Origin of the sequence: Flavobacterium sp. 120 (assembly GCF_003633605.1) — a bacterium.
GTDB lineage: Bacteria > Bacteroidota > Bacteroidia > Flavobacteriales > Flavobacteriaceae > Flavobacterium > Flavobacterium algoritolerans.
Genome location: NZ_RBKZ01000001.1, coordinates 1,991,625 through 2,010,091, shown reverse-complemented (window position 1 = coordinate 2,010,091; position 18,467 = coordinate 1,991,625). Strand labels below are relative to the sequence as shown.

Here is an 18,467-nt window from a genome sequence, read left to right as displayed (position 1 = left end):
TTGTAGGATATGTATCCGATGCCAATTAGAATGGTCACCAGAATTGTCGTTATATAATTTTCCATTTTTATTTTTCTTCGTTATGAATTACGGCTACTGGTTTCCCGGAAACCTTTTCTTGTAAATGTTGGAATACGATGAATAAAACCGGGATGATTAACAACCCTAGAATTACTCCTGAAATCATACCTCCGGCAGCACCAATACTAATGGAGTGATTACCTTGTGCAGATGGTCCTTTGGCACTCATCATCGGGATTAATCCCACAACAAAAGCTAATGATGTCATGATAATTGGTCGTAAACGTAGTTTTGCTGCATCGATTGACGCTTTGACTAATGCCTGACCGGATTTTCGTTTTTGGACGGCAAACTCTACAATCAAGATGGCATTTTTGGCGAGAAGCCCAATTAACATTACCAATGCAACTTGTACATAAATGTTGTTTTCAATTCCTGTTAATCCAATGGCTACAAATACTCCAAATATACCTGCGGGTATGGATAAGATTACGGCCAATGGTAAAATGTAACTTTCGTACTGTGCAGCAAGTAGGAAATAAATGAATATCAGACACAGTAAGAAAATAGTTGCTGATTGACCTCCGGAAGAAATTTCCTCACGGGTTTGTCCTGAGAATTCATAGCTGTAACCTGCTGGCAATTGCTGTGCTGCCACTTCTTCAATGGCTTTTATGGCGTCTCCGGAACTAAATCCAGGTTTCGGAATTGCATTAATCGAAATGGAGTTGAATAAATTGTATCTCGAGGCAGTTTCAGAACCATAAATACGAGTCAGTTTTACTAAAGTATTTATTGGCACCATTTCTCCATTTTTGTTTTTCACAAAAACTCGGTCTATGGCAGAAGGATCTGCTCTGTCATCAACATCAGCCTGAACAACCACTCTGTAATATTTACCAAATCGGTTAAAGTCAGATGCTTGTGCTGAACCGAAATACGCTTGCATCGTTTGCAAAATATCTTTGACTTTTACACCTAATTGATCTGCTTTTGCATCATTAATATCCAATTGTAATTGAGGATAATCGGCTTTGAAACTGGTAAATGCTACAGCAATTTCAGGGCGTTTCATCAATTCTCCAATAAAGTTTTGAGAGATACCACTAAATTTATCCAGTTTGCCACCGGTTTTATCCTGCAACACTAAGTCTAAAGCTTCTACGTTACTAAATCCCGGAACGGTTGGGAAACTAAATACGAAGAAACTACCTCCTGAAATCGCACCTAATTTGCCACGAACCTGATTCATTATTTCGTCAATATTTTTAACATCACCACGTTCGTCATTTGGTTTAAGCAATACAAAAACAACTGCAGAAGATGGACTTGTAGAATTTGTCAATAAGTTGAAACCTGAAATCGCAGTAACGTCTCTTGATGCATCTAATTTGCTTAGTATATTTTCAGCTTCAGTCATTACTTTTTGAGTTCCGTCTAAAGAGGTTCCAGAAGGAGTGTTTACCGCAATGGCAATAAATCCTTGATCTTCTGTTGGGATAAATCCTGAAGGAGTCGTTTTTACCATAACAATTGTAGCAAAAGTAATTAAAGCCAATCCGCCTAAGCTTACCCATTTGTTACGAATCAAGAATTTTAATCCACCAACATAACGGTTGGTAAGAGAGTTGAAACTATTGTTGAATCCGATAAAAAATTTCTCTTTAAAACCTTGTTTAGCATATGGCTTATTTCCTTCTTCACCTGTATGATTATCTTTTAAGAATAAAGCCGCAAGAGCAGGACTTAACGTTAAAGCGTTTACTGCCGAAATTACAATTGCAATCGCCATTGTAAAAGCAAACTGACGATAGAAAACCCCAGTTGAGCCTTCCATAAAACCAACCGGCAAGAATACCGCCGCCATTACCAATGTAATCGAAATAATCGCACCGGTAATTTCGTGCATAGCTTCATGTGTTGCAATTTTTGGAGACAAATGTTTATGTTCCATTTTAGCATGCACGGCTTCGACCACCACAATCGCATCATCGACTACAATACCAATCGCTAAGATTAAAGCGAATAATGTCAATAAATTAATCGAAAATCCGAATAACTGCATGAAGAAGAACGTACCTAGAATGGCCACAGGAACTGCAATTGCCGGAATTAAAGTCGATCTGAAATCCTGCAAGAAGATAAATACAACGATAAATACTAATATAAACGCTTCTATCAAAGTTTGTTTCACCTGATCGATAGATTGGTCTAACGAAACCTTTGTACTATAGAAAATATTGTGTTTTATGCCTGGAGGAAAATCTTTTGAGGCTTTTACAATTAGCTTATTAATAGCAACTTGAATGTCATTTGAGTTAGAACCCGCCAACTGAATAACACCAATTACAATTCCCTTTTTTCCGTTTAAACGCGTTAAGCTGTTATAAGAATAGGCACCAAGTTCTACTCTGGCAACATCTTTTAAGCGCAGGACAGAACCATCTGCATTCGAACGAATGGCAATATTTTGATAATCCTCTGGTTTAGTAAGTTTCCCTTTATATTTAATTACATATTCAAAAACCTCTTTACTTCTTTCACCAAATTTACCTGGAGCAGCTTCTAAACTTTTGTCCTGAATAGCTGCCATTACTTCATTTGGTGTAACCTGATAGGTTGACATTTGAGTTGGATTTAACCAAACTCTCATCGAATAATCTTTGACTCCACCAAAAATACTGGCAGATCCTACACCCGGAATACGTTTGATTTCAGGAATAATATTAATTTGAGCATAATTGGCAACAAAAGTCTGATCGTATTTTGACTCATCATCGGTATACATACCAATCGCCATGATGAAACTGTTTTGTTGTTTTGCAGTGGTTACACCTTGCTGAACAACTTCTGCCGGCAACTGACTTGTAGCTTGTGCCACCCTGTTTTGAACGTTAACCGCTGCCTGATCAGCATCAGTCCCCAGTTTAAAGAAAACAGTAATAGCAAGAGTACCATCATTACTGGCTGTTGAGCTCATGTACGTCATGTTTTCAACACCGTTTATAGATTCTTCCAGAGAAGGGGCAACAGAACGCAAAACCGTTTCTGCATTAGCTCCCGGATAAACTGCCGTCACTAAAACCGATGGTGGAGCAATATCTGGAAACTGTTGTAAAGGCAACTTCGTCAGACCAAGTATACCTAATATCACCAATAAAATGGAAATAACAGTTGCCAGTACGGGTCTTTGTATAAATATTTTGAACATTTTTTATATAAATTATTTTTTGTTAATTATTTGGGCAACTTTAGCCGTTGTTTTTTCTGGTTGAATTACCTGTCCTTCCTGAAGTTTGTCGATACCGCTTAATACGATTTGATCCCCAGATTTTACACCGTCTTTGATAAGATAGTCAGTACCACTTTTACCAATAATTGTGATAGGCATTTTGTTAACCTTGTTTGCTTTGTTTAGTGTAAAAACGAATATTTTATCCTGCATTTCTACTGTGGCCGACTGCGGAACCAAAATGGCATCATTGTGTTGGATTCCCAAACGAATTTTCCCTGTATTTCCTGAACGTAGCGTTCCGCCTACATTAGGAAAAGTTGCTCTAAGTGTGATTGCCCCTGTGTTTTTATCAAATTGTCCGTCGACCATATCGATTTTACCTAATTGTGGATAATCCGAATTATCAGCAAGAATTAAAGTAACCGGAGGAATTTTTTTGATTTTATCGCCAAGGGTATTTCCTGTATAAAGCGATTTGAATTTGATAAAATCGGTTTCACCTAATGAGAAATAAGCATACACTTCATGCACATCTGATAAGCTGGTTAACGGCTCAACATCAGTTGAGGCAACTAAACTTCCTTGTTTTTTAGGCAATCTTCCAATATAACCGCTAACAGGAGCTGTAACATTTGTATATCCTAAATTAATTCTAGCGGAACCTACCATTGCTTTTGCTTGTTCGATATTGGCAGCTGCTATTTTTTGCGAAGCTTTAGCCGTTTTCAACTGATATTCCGAAACTACTTTGTTCTGAACCAAAGGCATCAATTTATCGACTTCTAATTGAGCGTTTAAATAAGCCGCTTCTGCCGCGTGAAGATTAGCCAAAGCATTGTTTAATTGCTCACGAAAAGGGCGTTCGTTTATTTTAAAAAGTGTCTGACCTTTGTTAACATAAGTACCTTCGTCTACATATATTCTTTCTAGGTTTCCGGATACTTGCGGGCGAATTTCTACATCTACAGTTCCTTGTAGAGCAGCTGGATATTCGGTTTCTGTTGAGGCTGCCTGATAGCTAATACTCATTACAGGAAGAGTAGGTGCTGCAGCTGCAGCAGGCGCTTGTGATTTATCTGCACAGCTGATTATAAACACAGCCATTATGCTTAATAATGTAATTTTTTTCATGATTGAAATTGGATTTAATTGGGTCTTAGGTATTGCAATTGTTTTTGGAATAAACGTTTCAGAATTCATGCTGTTTTTATTTAAAGATTATGGTTTTAGTGTAGCAATAATTCTGGAACAATCGTTTCAGAATCAATGCTGTAGTTTAAAAAAATGCGTATGCTTAATAAATAATGTTATCTGAAATAAACGTTTCAGAATTAGTGTAAAAAAAAATTATTTGAATATATTTTTAATCAGGTATTCTGACATTTTTTTAATTTTTATAGGATTTCTATGGAGAATGTAAGATTGTTTCCAACCTGTAAATGATGTCATAATATACTCTGCCATTAAATCAGCATCTTCAGTATCATCCATTTCCTTATTGTCCATCGCTTTTTGAACCGTTTCAGCTAAAAAATCAATAAAAATATCATTGTTTTTACTCATCAGGTTGCGAACTTCAAGGTCTTCAGGTGCTAATTCAAAAATAGTTTTAATACCAAGACAACCTTTTTCACAATCTACTATCCAGGATGCTTTATCATTAATAATGTTGATAAGAGCTTGCTTAGCAGATTTTTCTTTGGCTACTTTTTGCTTTACTTCACACATTGCTGTATCAAAATAATTGCTGATGCATTTCATAAATAATTGATGCTTGTCACCAATTGTATTATATAAACTACTTCTATTGATTTGCATTGCATCCACGAGGTCTTGCATTGAAGTAGCATTATATCCTTTTTCCCAAAAGACATTCATTGCTTTTTCAATTTTTTCAACTTCGTTAAATTCTACGCAGCGAGCCATTAAGTTTTAATTTAAAGTGCAAATATATAATTTTTTTTGGAACAAGCGTTTCAGAATGCAATTTTATTTTTAATTTCAGTTCTATTTAGTTTTTAGAAGCGTAAAAATATTTATTTTACTATAGGTTTTTGAGATTATTATTTAGCTTATCAATCGGTTGAAACCGCTCGTAATATAGCATTGAAAAGCATATTTAGAAAAAAAAAAATTCTTTTCTGTTTCTATTTATTTAAATTTATTTGTACTCTTCATCAGTTACAGCCTCTAACCAAACAGGCACGCCGTTTTGAGTATTTGTTATTGCGACTTGAACAAAATAGGTGTCAACACTGGCACCGTGCCAATGTTGAATATTGGGTGGACATTTGATTACATCTCCTTTGCGAAGTATTTTTTTAGGTTGCCCTTTTTCCTGATAATATCCAACTCCATCACTTACCAACAAAATTTGTCCGCCAGGATGAAGATGCCATTTTGTTCTTGCTCCAGGTTCAAAAGTCACATTACCCACTGAGGTTGGATTAAGACTATCAGCAGCTATCAGCATTTGTAAATAAGCTGTACCTGTAAAATTACTATTGGTGATTTTTTCTCCTTTGCCAAAAAGGATTGATTTTTGTGATGCTGTTTCTGTTGAAAGTATTGCTTTTTTTTGTGCTTTACAAGAAAAAGCGAATACTCCAAAAAGAAGTAGTCCTGCAATATTTTTAAGTTTCATCCTTTTAAATTTTAAAGGTTAATTTGATAAAAATTCACCAATTTATTTACCGCTTGCGACACATAATCAGGTTTCCAATAGGTTTCTATATGAGTAGCGCCATTAATAAGAAATAGTTCTTTGTTTTTTGCATTGGTAGCTTTGTTAAAAGCATCATCAGTCATATAAAAAGTATCGGCTTTACTACCTGCTATCATTAACAAAGGTTGGTTTATCAAGTCCATATTGGTACTGGCATCAAACGTCATTAAATCCATCAGACTACTCTTTGTGTATTTAAATGTTGAATTTGGATGAGCATGTGTTTTACCGTAATACTCAAATCCTTCACGATATAAATCAAACGGTAGTGCTGCTATTTGTTTATCAGTTAGTTGCGTATCGCCTACATACATAATTGTACCGCCTGCTGCTTCTTGGGCACGGGCATCAGAAGCTTCTTTTAATCGTTGCTGAATTGTTGAAAATTGTGAGTTCATAAAACCGTTACGTCTTACTACACCTGAATTGAACATACTCACTGTGGCTAATGCTTTAAATCGTTTGTCAGATTGGGCTGCCTTTAAAGAATAACCGCCGCCACCACAAATTCCTAATAATCCAAGTCTTGAAGTATCAACTCCTTTGTATTGAGAAATAAAATCGGCCATTGCGTGTACGTCTTCAATTCGGTTTGCCGGTTTATCCACATTACGAGGCTCTCCACCGCTACCTCCTTGGTATGCAGCATCTGCCGTGATAGTGATATAGCCCTGTTCAGCTAATCGTTGTGCGTATAAACCTGCCACTTGTTCTTTTACACCACCATTAGGATGGGCAATAACTACCGTAGGATATTTTTTTGAAGCATCGTAGTTGGCAGGAGTGTAGACATTAGCTACTATTGTAATCTCTTTAATTGTATAAGTAACAGGATAAATGTTTACTTTTCCCTTTACATTTTCGGTAATTGCTCCCTCATATACAAGAGTGTATGGGATTTGCTTTTTTTCCTTTTGGGTAATTTGAGCACTTGACATCTGTACGATTACTATTGAAATTGCTATTGTGATTATTAATGCTATTTTTTTCATTTTTTTCTTTATTAATTATTTTTCTGTCTACTTTTCAACACTTCGTTTACTGTTTCTTTTACTGCTTTAGTTTTCTTTCTTCCAATGATTGGTTGGATTACGCCTATAAATTCTTTCAATTGTTCAGGTGATATACCTACATTGAGAGAAATTGACAAATGGCCCTTTAGCATTGGTTCAGCATCCCCAATCGCACTGATAACAGAAATCGTAACCAATTCTCTTTGAGCATAGGTTAAAACATCTCTTTCGAAAATATCGGAAAACAAATGTTCTTTTAAAAAGGTATCTATTACAGGTGCAAAAGCTGAATATCCTGTAAGCGTATCCGGTTGTTGTGTTTTGGTAAGTTGTTCTAAAATGGTTTTGCCTCGTTGGTATTTATTGCCATCCTCTTTGATAGGAGAAGCTTCTTTGCCAGATTGATCGTTAATCCCTTTTGTTTTTCGTTCGTTAAGTACTTCCATAAAAGTTTGCAATCCTCTGATACTTCTCGGAAAACCGCAATAGGCATAGGTATGAATCAATATTTCTTTTACTTCATTGACGGTAAGTCCCGCTTCAAGACCTTTGTTTAACTCTGATTTTAGAGTGACTAAATCGCCTTTAGCTGTAAGTGACGCAATGGTAATAATGCTTTTTTCTTTTGCGCTTAAATTACTTTCGGTAGCTGTCAACTGATTTGCTTTAACGTTGTTAGGAAACAATGTAATGCTTAGAATCATCACTATTGAACTGAAAATTTTAAAATCCTTCATATTTATTTTATTTACTATTCTTTCAAATATTTCAATTCTTCAGAATTGCTATTTTTTTTAACCATTTTTGTATTTCTTTTTCGGCTTCAGTTTTCTTTTTACCTTCCATTACAAATAAAATTCCATCTCTTTCTTTACCTCCTTTAATGGAAAATCCTTCCAATATTTTGCATTCAGTGCATAGTTCTTTAATCTTATCAAAACTACTTCCAATACCATAACCAGCATTAGTGTTAAACGGAATAATAGTTTTACCTTTTAAATTGTATTGACTTAAAAGACTTTTCATTGGCGGCGGTAATTGCATCCCCCAAGTTGGAAAACCTATAAAGACAGTATCATACTTTTCAATACTGTCAATTTTGGTTTTAAGTGCGGGTAAAAAACCAGTTTCATTTTCCTTGGCGACTTGATCAACAATTGCTTTGTAATTTTCAGGGTAGGGATTTTGAAGTTCTAGTTCAACTAATTTGCCTCCTGTTTGTTTATGAATTATTTGGGCAACTGTTTTCGTGTTCTTTGTTCGAGTCAGATAGACAATTAGAATACTATTTGTATTCAAAATATCTTTTTCTTGCTTAACAATAGTTTGTGCTTTGGAACAGCTCGAAAATAAACTAGCTGTTATTATCATTATTAAACAATATGTGGTTACTATTTTCAATTGAATTATTATTTAGGATTATATATCGGCTGTATTTAATTAATCCAATTTTTTGCTTTTTAACCATTTACTCATTAAATCAGCTACTTGTATATTATTTAAATCTGAAAACGGAAAGTGTGTATTTCCTTTGAGACCTGCTTCAGGAAGATGTACTACGGTTACATCACCACCGTATTTGTTTACTACATCTCGCCATAATCTCGCCATCTGTAGTCGTACTCTCCATCCGTCTGCCCCAGGATTGTTGGAGAGGCTTTCAGGAATATTATCACCATAATAAATGACAATCGGTATTTTAGTAAGTTTCATGAATTCTTTCATAGGAATCGAACTTGCTTCCAGTGAACCTGCCGAACTCGTTAAAGGGGATGGCACTTCACCTTCAGGAAATAAGAATCCACTACCTGGTTCGTAAGACACTATAGCTTTTACGTTTTGATTTTTTACAGCTGTAATCCATCCCATACCACCAGAATGGGAATGTGTAACCAAAATTGCAGCACCAATTTTGTTGAATAACGCTGAAACCGCATCCGAATTAACATTACTATCAATAGTACCAATGTTTGGAACCATCGAGCGAAAATATTGATTGAGTGTATTGGAATCTTGAGCAAATTGAACGCCTTCAAAATAATTGGGCCATACACCTACACGGAAGACATCAAACCATTGTTGTTCATCTGGAGTTGGATTAATCGTAGCTACTACAGTACTTCTGCCCGCATTTCCTCTTCTTGGTTGATCAATCACATAAACAGGAAAGTTTCTGCGTAGAAAAATATTTTGATATCCTTCTCGTCCGTCGGGCGTGCTTTCCCATGTTTTAGAAAACTGACCTATGCCATGCCACATCACTAATGGATATTTGCGAGCTTTTGCTGGAATTTGATAAAAAACATAGGCGTGATCTCCACGAAACGTTTGTCCTTCAGGAGTAGGTTTGTACGGATCGAATGTGCCTGGATTGGTAATGATAGTTCCTCCAACAGCAAAACTTCCTTGCTCTTCAATTAGTAACGCTTTTTGTTTTGTGCTTTTTTGTGCGTAAAATGATGAATGGATCATCAATAACAAACAAAGTATGCTCCACAATTGAATTACTTTCTTTTCCATTGTAATGTGTTTTAATTTATTTTTTCAAGTTTGCAATCTACTTCTTTTTATTTAGTACTCTCAAATGCTTTTTCTATCACATCTAGTCTAGCTTTTCTATGATCGAAAAAATTACCCGCCGCCCCATCTTGCCTAAACTCAAATACCTCATTTTTATTACTATCATATTCAGGCCAAAGCGGTAGTCCTTTTCCATTTGGATTACCCGTTTTAGCAAAGTTAACCCAATAGGCATTCATTATTTTACCGACTTCTTTATCTTTTGCAGTAAAAGTAATGCCATTTCGTTCCACCAGATTATCAAATACATAAGCAATCTCAGAGGCATGAGAGGCACCATATCGCATCCAATCTTTCATGGAGACAGGTACATAAGAGAAAAGGTACAAATAAGCAGGTATTGATTTAGAAGTAAATGCTCTGGCAGTGAATCGGGCAGGCTCTGCCCAAACTTTATCGGTATTAACAAAGGCTAACATCTGAGCAAAATCAGTATTACCATCAGCATCGTAGGCCGCTGTGGCTTCCTTCTTGTAGTTGCCAAACAATGATAATAATTCCTCCTTTGACTTCGCATTGACAAACCCTGCAGGAACCTCTGCACTATTTGATCCAATAATAATAGGAACCTTTGGTTGTCTGCCTGCCTTATAAGCACTCTCGGCAGTCTCCGTTACCAAACGGCCATCTAGTATCGGTCCTGGATAAGTTGTAGGACCACCTTGTCCGGCTGTTTCTTCTCCACCATCAACAATTTCAGCAGCACTTAATGCTCTTAGCTTGTTGAGCGCTTCGTTATTATCACCTTCGATATTGTATCTTTTGGCAAAGTTAAGTCCGATGGTTTCAGCCGATACCGGATAATGAATATCTGCATTTTCTTTGTCAATTGGACGCCCAGTTAGTACACCATCTCGTCCGCCTCCTGATTCAATAATTGCTTTCTTAAATAAGCCTTTTGCTGCGGGTATTGTTAAAAGCGAATGTACAGATACGCCACCGGCGGACTCACCAAAAATGGTTACATTTTTGGAATCGCCTCCAAACTCAGCGATATTTTTTTTAACCCACTCTAATGCAGCAATCTGATCCATGTAGCCATAATTGCCTTTATATTCATTTGGGTTTTCTTTACTTAAAGCGGGAAACGCAAAAAAACCAAGACGTCCTAACCGATAATTGAAAGAAACAAGTATGACATCCTGCTTTGCAAATGCTGCTCCTGTAAAGTCATTTCCACCGCCACTGCCACCTACAAATCCGCCTCCGTGAATCCAAACCATAACTGGCAATTTTGATTTTTTTGTTACTGTAGCAGGTGTCCAGATATTGAGAAACAAGCAATCTTCAGCTGAATTTGGTGACATGCCGGCACCACGAGGCCAACTCGCCTGCGGACAATCAGCGCAAAATTTACTTACATCCCGTACTTCCTTCCAAGCAACCACTGGCTGTGGAGACCTCCAACGATTTGCACCCACTGGTGGTGCGGCATAAGGAATACCTCTGAATATGGAGATATCTCCTTCTGTTAGACCGCGAACAGTTCCTGAAGTCGTACGAATTTCCTTTGTAAGACTTAGTGAGACTGGTTGTTGTGCGTTTACGCAAGTAGTACAATAAAATAATGCAATTGCGATCAATATTTTCCCCATTTTTTAAATTTTATTGTCCAGGTGTCATTAGCTTAGTGAACGACAATGAGCCAAGTTTCCAACCATTGTTGTCTTTTATATATACCTCCGTAACCATAAATGGATTGGTAACTTCATTTCCTCCAACGACTGCCAATAGTGTAATTCTATTTAAAAGGATCGCGGTATTACCAATAATGTTTACTGATACTTCGTGAATATCTGCTTTCTTGTAATGAATTCCTCCACTTTTAATCACATTGATTTCTTGGGTTTTTCCCCAACTTCCGCCCATATGGACAAAGACCGATTTATCATCAAACAAAGGGGTAAGTTTATCGACATTTTTATCGGCCATCCATTCCCATTTTTGTTTTGAAAGTTGAATCACTTCCTGTTCAGCGGCAGTAGCAGTTTGTGCAAAGGACTTGTTTGCCAATAGAATGAGTATCAGTAGTCCGAAAATTGACTTTTTCATAATGCGATTAATTTTTAATTAGTATATTTTTTCTTTTTTTCTATTTCTGAATTTGATGCGTGTCTCGTACACTGCTGAATGTTAAGGCTAAAAGTTTCCAATTTTTCCCTTGTTTTTGATAGACTTCTGTTACCGTAAATTCAGTTGTGACTTCACTTCCTCGTACAACAGCCTGAAGGGTAATTCTGTTCCAAACGATTGCCGTTTTTTCGAAAATTTCTACTGTTGCATCATGAACCTTAGCATTTTTATACCAAATCCTACCCGTTTTAATAATGTCGAGTTCCTCGTCTTTTTTCCAAGTACCACTCATATGAACAAATTTTGATTTGTTGTCAAAGAGTGATTCAAGTTTGTCTACATCTTTATCAGCCATCCATAGCCATTTTTGTTTTGACAAGTCCAATAATTCCTGTTCCGTTTTTTGGACGCTTTTAGATTTGATGTTTGGTGTACTTGTTTGTGCATATGACCATTGCATGCTTGTAAAGAATAATAATCCTAATAATAATTTTTTCATTTTAAATAATTTATTTGGTTTAAAATATTCTATTTTCTAATTAATTATTTTTTTTTGACGGTGCTTCCACATCAGAAAAAGCTTGAACAAAGGCAGGTAATCGTTCACCCAAAATTGGAATTTCATCCAATTGTTTGTTGAATTCTTTTAATTCATCTGTGGTAAATTTTACATCATCTGCACCTATATTTTCCAGCATGTGGGCCATCTGTGTAGTACCTGGTATTGGAACAATCCAAGGTTTTTGTGCCAATAACCAAGCCAATGAAATTTGGGCAGGAGTAGCCTGTTTTTGTGTCCCCCAGTTTTTTAATAGATGTACTATTTTCAAGTTATTAGGTAAATTCTCTGGCGAGAAACGAGTCTCATTAGCTCGAATATCGCCTTGAGCGAAGTGTGTATCGGTATCAATGGCTCCAGTAAGAAAACCCACACCAAGTGGACTCCATGGGACGAAACCAATACCGAGTTCCTCACAAAGTGGAATAATTTCTTTTTCTGGGCCACGCCATAGTAAAGAATATTCGTTTTGAATCGCAGTAATAGGATGAATCGCATGTGCTCTTCTTACGGTTTGAGTTCCCGGTTCGGACAATCCGTAATGCAATATTTTACCTTCTTTTATTAAGTCCTGAATTGCTCCAACTACATCTTCAATTGGCACTTGCGGATCAACACGATGTTGATACAATAAATCAATTCGGTCTGTACGAAGACGTTTCAGCATTCCTTCCACTACCATTTTGATGTGTTCAGGGCGGCTGTTTAGGCCAGGTAATCGCTTGCCTGTTTCTTGGTCAATATTCCATCCAAATTTCGTTTCGATGACTATTTTGTCGCGAAAAGATGCTACACCTTCTCCAAGAATTCGTTCCACTTCAAAAGGGCCGTAAGCCTCAGCAGCATCAAATAGCGTAACCCCTTTATCAAAGGCTGTTCGAATGATGTTGAGCATTTCTGGCCGAGAGGGAATTATAGTCTGATACGTACGACTCATGTTTTGAACCCCGAGACCAATGCTAGAGACTTCAAGTGAAGCTCCCAGTTTTCGCTTGTTAGACAAGGGTTGAAAATTGTCATTTTTTAAATGATTATCTTCTGATTTTATAGATTGAGCTAATGAATCAAAAGGGAGTATAGCACTTCCAGCCAATGCTAATCCTGCGGTTTTTAAAAGATTTCTACGATTCATAATTATTTTTTTATAATTCTATTTTATACTCGCTTAACCATTTTACCATATCTGGATCTCTGTGGTCAAAAAACAAACTTTCTTTCGTGTCCAGTGTCTGAATCATTTGCATATCATCTGCTGATAATTCAAAATCGAAAATGTTGAAGTTCTCCCTCATTCTTTCTTTTCGTACTGATTTTGGAATAGTAACCACGCCTCTTTGGATTAACCAACGAAGAATAATTTGCGCAATGCTTTTATCATGTTTATTGCCAATTGAAATTAACAAGTCATTATGGAATATGTTATTTTTTCCTTCTGCAAAGGGTCCCCAAGATTGAATTTGTACGTTGTTATTCTGAAGAAATTCTTGAGTACTAATTTGTTGATGAAATGGATGTGTTTCAATTTGGTTAACAGCAGGTGTAAAACCACTATTAGCAATCAAATCCATCATTCTGTCCGGATGAAAATTCGCAACACCAATTGCTCTGATTTTACCTTCAGCATATAATTCTTGCATAGCCCTCCAAGATCCAAAAATATCTCCATAGGGTTGATGAATAAGATATAAATCTAGATAGTCTAGTTGCAACAGGTCTAATGATTTTTGAAAAGCAGCTTTTGTTTTTTCATAACCAGCATCTTGGACCCATACTTTTGTTGTAATAAACAATTCTTCTCTAAGCACACCACTTTTCTTAATGGCATTACCTACGGCAGCTTCATTCCTATACGAAGCCGCTGTATCGATTAAACGATAACCACAATCGATCGCTTCTAATACTACTTTTTCACATTCAGTAGCATCCGGAATTTGGAAAACACCGAATCCTAAAATTGGCATTTCTACTCCGTTGTTTAATTTTATATTTTGCATGATTTTTTAATTTAAAGTTACTATAAATTTTCCTGGCAATTAGGATAACTTATAGTACTTTGCAAATTTCCGACCTGAAAATGAGGTTGTTGGTATATGGATTACTGATTGTTCTACCAATATTACTTATTGGACTTACTATATGATAATTGCTATCTCTAAATACCTAAATTTGTATTATAAAATGAAAATTAGTATGAATAAAATAGTCAAGTTTAATACCATTACTGAATATAATGTATTTAACAATAACGAAACTTTACATCCATTAATAAGTGTTATTGATTTTTCAAAAGCCGACGAAAGATCTTGGGAAGGAGAGAAGACTGTTAGAATTTATTATGGCTTTTATTGCATCTTTTTGAAAGATATAAAATGTGGTGATTTGCGATATGGATGTAATTACTATGACTACCAGGAAGGCACATTGGTTTTTGTTGCGCCAGGGCAAGTGATGGAAGTAGAAACGGATGGTAAAGTATATCAACCAAAAGGACATGCCTTAGTGTTTCATCCTGATTTGATACATGGCACTTCTCTTTTTAAAAGTATAAATGATTATAATTTTTTCAGTTATAATGCCAACGAAGCCTTGCATTTATCAGAACGCGAAAGACAAATTGTTTTAGACTCTTTTTCAAAAATTCAGTTAGAATTGCAACTCGGGGTAGACAAGCATAGTAAGAAACTTATAGCTTCAAATATTGAATTGTTTTTAAATTATTGTGAACGGTTTTATGACAGGCAATTTATAACTAGAGAAAATGTTAATAAAGGAATTTTAGAAAAATTTGAAGAGGTATTAAACAGTTATTTCACAACTGATAAACCCAACACTATCGGATTACCATCTGTTGCTTATTGTGCGGATGAACTACATTTATCAGCCAACTATTTTGGTGATTTGATAAAAAAGGAAACCGGTAAATCTGCTCAGGAATACATCCAAAATAAAATAATTGATGTTGCAAAAGATAAAATTCTGGTAGACCATTTAACTGTAAACGAAGTCGCTTATCAGTTGGGCTTTAAATATCCTCAGCATTTTTCCAGATTGTTTAAACAACGAGTAGGGTATACACCTAATGAATACAGAAGTTTGAACTAATTAAATTTTTTCGGCTTTTGTCAATGGAACTCTTTTCAACAGAAAAATTATTTCTTACTGTTTTCATTTTCTCACTCACATTTTTATTCAAGCATTTAATCCTATTTTTATATGCTTGTTACGCTTTTTATACTCCATTATTTTGCTTGCATTTTTAAGTGTGATTGGCATATTTCAGAATTAATTCTTTTGGAAAAGGAGGAGAGGAAAGGGAGAAGTCTTTTTTAGTGTTTTACTGTGTAGAAAGAGAATAACTCTGTTGATTCTGTATAGTAGAATGATACAAACAAAAAACCCGAAACTTTCGTTTCGGGTTATACTGGCGGAGAAAGAGGGATTCGAACCCCCGGACCTGTTACAGTCAACAGTTTTCAAGACTGCCGCATTCGACCGCTCTGCCATTTCTCCAGTATGTCGCTTTCATTATCTGATTGCGAGTGCAAATATAAGAACCTTTTTTGGTTATGCAAATCTATTTTTAGAAAAAAAGCATCTATTTTTAGGGCTAATTTTTAAAGGTTTCATTTTCTTTACTTTAGATGAAACTTATTTTTATAAAATAGTAATGAATGGGGTTAATACTTTACATATTCAGTTATTTCTAGCCCATATCCAATCATTCCTACCCGTTTTGTTCCTTCAGTATTGGATACTAATCTAATTTTTGAGATGTCAATATCATGTAATATTTGCGCTCCGATACCAAAATCTTTGCTGTCAATAACAATTTTAGGAGCTTTCATTTCACCTTGTGCTTGTAATGATTTAAGTTCGGCGATACGATTCAACAAATTTACGGATTGCATGTCCTGATTGATGAAAATAACTGCACCTTTTCCGGCTTCGTTTATTACTTGAAACATATCATCCAGTTGTTGGTCTGCATTATTGGTCAATGTGCCTAACAAATCATTATTCACCTGTGACGAATTGATTCTGGTTAAAATCGATTCACCCAAATTCCAAGTTCCTTTAGTTAAAGCAATATGTATTTGCTTATTAGTCGTTTGTTGGTATGCTCTTAGTCTAAAAGTACCAAAACGAGTCTCAATGTCAAAATCTTCTTTTTTAACGATCAAACTATCGTGTTGCATTCTATAGGCCACTAATGCTTCGATGGACACTAATTTCAAATCGAATTTTTTAGCCACTTCTACTAATTGTGGTAAACGAGCCATCGAACCATCTTCGTTCATGATTTCTACAATCACACCTGCGGATTTAAATCCAGCTAGTCTTGCGAAATCTATAGCGGCTTCGGTATGTCCAGTTCTTCTTAATACGCCACCTTGTTTTGCAATAAGAGGGAATATATGTCCCGGACGTGCTAAATCATGTGGTTTAGTTTTAGAATCAACTAATGATAAAATAGTTTTTGCTCTGTCTCCGGCAGAGATTCCTGTAGTTACTCCATTGCCTCTTAAATCTACCGAAACAGTAAAAGCGGTTTCCATTGGATCCGTATTGTTGCTTACCATTACATGAAGACCTAATTCTTTACAACGGCTTTCTGTCAGTGGAGCGCAAATTAATCCTCTACCGTGTGTTGCCATGAAATTTATCATTTCTGGTGTCACTTTTTCGGCTGCAGCCAAAAAATCTCCTTCATTTTCGCGGTCCTCATCGTCAACAACAATGATTATTTTTCCTTGGCGAATATCTTCTATCGCTTCTTCAATTGTGTTGAGTTGTATGTTATTTGTAACCATTTGTGTTGTTAATTTTGTGATGGTAGTATTTTTTTTATTATTTTTTGGAATGGAGCCAGAATAACGTCCATATTTATTAATCCAATATCGTTTGTGGCTCTATATGTTAATAAAACCGCTAATGGAGTCAGGATAAAAGAGGATAACCAAGCTCCCATAAAAGGAGTCATTCCGTTTTCCTGTGCTATTCTTTTGCCAAAAGTATTTATAAAGTGAAATGTAATAAAGATTAAAATTGCAAAAACAATTGGAAGTCCTAAACCACCTTTTCTGATGATTGCTCCCAATGGTGCTCCAATGAAAAACATTAGAAAACATGCAAATACAATTACAAATTTATCGTAAAAAGCCAATAAATGTTTATTGATATTTTTTTGTTTATTGTCTAGTTCTGCTTTAGTAGTATCGATGGAGTAGGTTGTGCTGGCAAGATTACTGACCGCTATTTTTAAAATATCCGATTTTTGTTCTAAAGTATACAATGACAAAATATCTTTAGGAAGCGGTTTTCTTTTTGGTGCTTTTTCCAGTTTTTTATTTAAAGGAATACCAACTCGCATGTTGCTATTTTCAGAAAATGAAATAATGTCATTTTTTATGTTTTTGTTCAATGAATCCAAAGTGTATTTTAATTCATTAACAGTCAGCATTGTGTTCGTATTTGCCACACTTTCATCGGTTACATCGGTCTTGTTTAATTCAGATAAATCGATGTTTATGATGTGTTTTTTAAAGGAGCTTTTGGCAAAAGGCATTTTAATGCGATCTTCATACTTTTTAGGAACAATATCCTCGTAGTAGTATCCGTCGTTAAGCACCAATTGTAAAATACTGGATTGTTCACTGCTGATTAACTCACCATCTTTTGCTTTAATTACGGTTTTACTTCCGTCACCAATGTTTGATTTTTTGTGAATTGTCACACCAGTAAGAATATTGCCTTGTTCACCGGATTTTTTATTTACCTTAATGTTGTAAAAACCCACATCGTTAAACTGACCTTCGGCTATAGCCAATGCCGGTTTTACCTGCGCAATGTTTTTTCTGAAATTGATGAATTTGTATTCAGCATACGGAATCACATTATTCGAAAAGAAAAAGGCAACAATACTTAATAAAACGATGAATACAGTCAGACTTCTCATGGCTCTTTGCAACGAAATTCCAGAAGATTTCATCGCTGCGAATTCATAATTCTCAGCTAAATTACCAAAGGTCATTATGGAAGCCAATAGTATAGAAAGAGGCAATACCAATGGTACAATTCTAGGCATGGAAAATGCCAGGAATTTAATAATCATTAATAAATCTAAATCTTTTCCAGCCAATTCTGATATGAATAACCAGACGGTTTGAAGTATAAAAATGAAAAATAGGATTACAAATACCGTAGTAAATGTAGTCAAGAATGTTTTTAATAAGTATTTGTCAAGAATTTTCACCGAATAGA

At 35.6% G+C, this 18,467-nt stretch carries 16 protein-coding genes and 1 tRNA gene; 1 reads left to right on the top strand and 16 read right to left on the bottom strand.

Annotation, left to right across the window (positions count from 1 at the left end; translation table 11 throughout):
* Nucleotides 1-67: 67 nt before the first annotated feature.
* The 13 genes from C8C87_RS08595 to C8C87_RS08530 form a co-directional block, all read right to left on the bottom strand.
* The gene (locus C8C87_RS08595) at nt 68-3,232 is read right to left on the bottom strand and encodes an efflux RND transporter permease subunit (protein WP_121342310.1); all 3,165 of its coding nucleotides are present in this window, start codon (nt 3,230-3,232) and stop codon (nt 68-70) included.
* Between the two features lie 12 nt (nt 3,233-3,244).
* The gene (locus C8C87_RS08590) at nt 3,245-4,387 is read right to left on the bottom strand and encodes an efflux RND transporter periplasmic adaptor subunit (RefSeq protein WP_121342309.1); all 1,143 of its coding nucleotides are present in this window, start codon (nt 4,385-4,387) and stop codon (nt 3,245-3,247) included.
* Between the two features lie 216 nt (nt 4,388-4,603).
* Nucleotides 4,604-5,182, bottom strand: coding sequence for a TetR/AcrR family transcriptional regulator (locus C8C87_RS08580; protein ID WP_099715164.1), 579 nt, complete (start codon nt 5,180-5,182; stop codon nt 4,604-4,606).
* A gap of 235 nt (nt 5,183-5,417) precedes the next feature.
* Complete coding sequence (locus tag C8C87_RS08575) at nt 5,418-5,900, bottom strand: cupin domain-containing protein (protein ID WP_121342307.1); 483 nt, start codon at nt 5,898-5,900, stop codon at nt 5,418-5,420.
* A gap of 11 nt (nt 5,901-5,911) precedes the next feature.
* Complete coding sequence (locus C8C87_RS08570) at nt 5,912-6,973, bottom strand: alpha/beta hydrolase (protein ID WP_121342306.1); 1,062 nt, start codon at nt 6,971-6,973, stop codon at nt 5,912-5,914.
* An 11-nt stretch (nt 6,974-6,984) separates the two neighbouring features.
* The gene (locus tag C8C87_RS08565; protein ID WP_121342305.1) at nt 6,985-7,731 is read right to left on the bottom strand and encodes a carboxymuconolactone decarboxylase family protein; all 747 of its coding nucleotides are present in this window, start codon (nt 7,729-7,731) and stop codon (nt 6,985-6,987) included.
* Nucleotides 7,732-7,762: 31 nt separating this feature from the next.
* Entirely contained in the window at nt 7,763-8,365 is a 603-nt protein-coding gene (locus C8C87_RS08560) for a flavodoxin (RefSeq protein WP_121342304.1), read from the bottom strand.
* Between the two features lie 69 nt (nt 8,366-8,434).
* On the bottom strand, nt 8,435-9,514 hold the full coding sequence (locus C8C87_RS08555; RefSeq protein ID WP_121342303.1) for an alpha/beta fold hydrolase: 1,080 nt from the start codon (nt 9,512-9,514) through the stop codon (nt 8,435-8,437).
* 47 nt (nt 9,515-9,561) lie between these two features.
* On the bottom strand, nt 9,562-11,169 hold the full coding sequence (locus tag C8C87_RS08550) for a carboxylesterase/lipase family protein (RefSeq protein WP_121342302.1): 1,608 nt from the start codon (nt 11,167-11,169) through the stop codon (nt 9,562-9,564).
* 10 nt (nt 11,170-11,179) lie between these two features.
* The gene (locus C8C87_RS08545) at nt 11,180-11,626 is read right to left on the bottom strand and encodes a nuclear transport factor 2 family protein (protein WP_099715170.1); all 447 of its coding nucleotides are present in this window, start codon (nt 11,624-11,626) and stop codon (nt 11,180-11,182) included.
* Between the two features lie 40 nt (nt 11,627-11,666).
* Nucleotides 11,667-12,146 (bottom strand): nuclear transport factor 2 family protein, encoded by a 480-nt coding sequence (locus C8C87_RS08540; RefSeq protein ID WP_121342301.1) that lies wholly within the window; start codon nt 12,144-12,146, stop codon nt 11,667-11,669.
* Nucleotides 12,147-12,186: 40 nt separating this feature from the next.
* Nucleotides 12,187-13,338, bottom strand: a complete 1,152-nt coding sequence (locus tag C8C87_RS08535) for an aldo/keto reductase (RefSeq protein ID WP_121342300.1) — start codon at nt 13,336-13,338, stop codon at nt 12,187-12,189.
* 10 nt (nt 13,339-13,348) lie between these two features.
* Nucleotides 13,349-14,200 (bottom strand): aldo/keto reductase, encoded by an 852-nt coding sequence (locus tag C8C87_RS08530; protein WP_121342299.1) that lies wholly within the window; start codon nt 14,198-14,200, stop codon nt 13,349-13,351.
* A gap of 196 nt (nt 14,201-14,396) precedes the next feature.
* Here C8C87_RS08530 and C8C87_RS08525 point away from each other — a divergent pair, with 196 nt between their 5' ends.
* Nucleotides 14,397-15,308, top strand: coding sequence for an AraC family transcriptional regulator (locus tag C8C87_RS08525; protein WP_121342298.1), 912 nt, complete (start codon nt 14,397-14,399; stop codon nt 15,306-15,308).
* Between the two features lie 320 nt (nt 15,309-15,628).
* On the opposite strand, the gene C8C87_RS08520 is transcribed toward C8C87_RS08525, so the two are convergent.
* From C8C87_RS08520 to C8C87_RS08510, 3 genes are all read right to left on the bottom strand, one after another.
* Nucleotides 15,629-15,716, bottom strand: a tRNA-Ser gene (locus C8C87_RS08520).
* Nucleotides 15,717-15,883: 167 nt separating this feature from the next.
* A complete protein-coding gene (gene ribB / locus C8C87_RS08515) occupies nt 15,884-17,017 on the bottom strand; it encodes a 3,4-dihydroxy-2-butanone-4-phosphate synthase (RefSeq protein ID WP_099715175.1) in 1,134 nt (377 codons plus the stop codon).
* 8 nt (nt 17,018-17,025) lie between these two features.
* The gene (locus C8C87_RS08510; RefSeq protein WP_121342297.1) at nt 17,026-18,459 is read right to left on the bottom strand and encodes an LptF/LptG family permease; all 1,434 of its coding nucleotides are present in this window, start codon (nt 18,457-18,459) and stop codon (nt 17,026-17,028) included.
* Nucleotides 18,460-18,467: the final 8 nt, after the last annotated feature.